Source organism: Streptomyces sp. NPDC005281 (assembly GCF_040607495.1).
GTDB lineage: Bacteria > Actinomycetota > Actinomycetes > Streptomycetales > Streptomycetaceae > Streptomyces.
Map to the genome: position 1 here is coordinate 1 of NZ_JBEXGX010000105.1, position 1301 is coordinate 1301.

At 68.2% G+C, this 1301-nt stretch carries 1 protein-coding gene; it reads left to right on the plus strand.

Features of this window, described 5'->3' with window-relative positions; translation table 11 throughout:
- Window positions 1-172: 172 nt before the first annotated feature.
- A partial coding sequence (locus ABZV42_RS42240; protein ID WP_356057615.1) for an IS701 family transposase occupies window positions 173-1301 on the plus strand: 1129 nt, incomplete at its 3' end.

The window sequence follows — 1301 nt, forward strand, 5'->3', positions numbered from 1 at the left end:
CTTGACCTGGGGAAACGTCGAGCGGTGGGAGTGTAGCGGGCAGGATGCCGTCACGGACGGCTTCTGCCCGCATGCCCCTCGAAGGAGTGCCCACGACAGCAAGGTCGACCCGGGCCCTGGGAAGCCTCGAGTTGTGATCACCGAACAGGCAACCGAAACCTGGGACCGGGACCTGGACCACCTCTTCACCACCATCGGGCACCACTTCGGCCGCGTCGAACCACGCCGCCGCATGCGGGACTACGTGCGTGCACTGCTCGCCCCGGTGGCCCGCAAGAACAGCTGGCAACTTGCCGAACACGCCGGCCACGCCACCCCCGACGGACTGCAGCACCTACTCTCCCGAGCCCGCTGGAACCCCGACGACATCCGCGACGACCTGCAGACCTACGTCGCCGAACATCTCGGCCGCCCCGACGGGGTGCTGATCATCGACGACACCGGGTTCCTGAAGAAGGGCACTACCTCCGCCGGAGTTCAAAGGCAGTACTCCGGCACCGCGGGCCGCACCGAGAACTGCCAGATCGGCGTCTTCGCCGCCTACACCAGCACAGCCGGCCGCGCCCTGGTGGACCGCGAGCTCTACCTGCCCAAGTCCTGGACCGACGACCGCGACCGCTGCCGCGCGGCCAAGGTCCCCGATCAGAGGGAGTTCGCCACCAAGAACACCCTCGCGGCGACAATCGTTCACAGAGCTCTGGCCTCGCCGCTGCCGATCGCCTGGGTCACGGCGGACGCCGCTTATGGACAGGACAACCGCTTCCGCCGGATGCTGGAAAAATCCGGCGCCGGCTATGTCCTGGCCGTCCCCAAGTCCCAGTTCTCCCTGGCCGGCCCACGCATCGACAGGGCCTTCGAGCAGGCCCCCGACCAGGCATGGGAACGCCGTTCCTGCGGCGCGGGCGCGAAGGGGCAGCGCGAGTACGACTGGGCGGCTGTCCAGTTGCGCCCGGTGGCCGAGTACGACCACCAGGACGGCGTGTTGATCCGTCGGCGGTGGGCGCTGGCACGGCGCAGCCTGAGCCGGCCGGACGAGATCGCCTACTACCTCGGATACGCACCGCTGGATGTCGGAGTGGACGAACTGGTACGGGTCGCCGGCGCCCGGTGGGCGATCGAGGAGTGTTTCCAGGCGGCGAAGAACGAATGCGGCCTGGACGAGTACGAAGTCCGCCGCTACGTCGGCTGGTACCGACACATCACCCTGGCCATGCTCGCCCACACCTTCCTCGCAGCGACGAGCGCGCGAGCAGCAGAAAAGGGGGATCCGCCGGTGAGGATGCCGTGGTCATCGAGCTCAC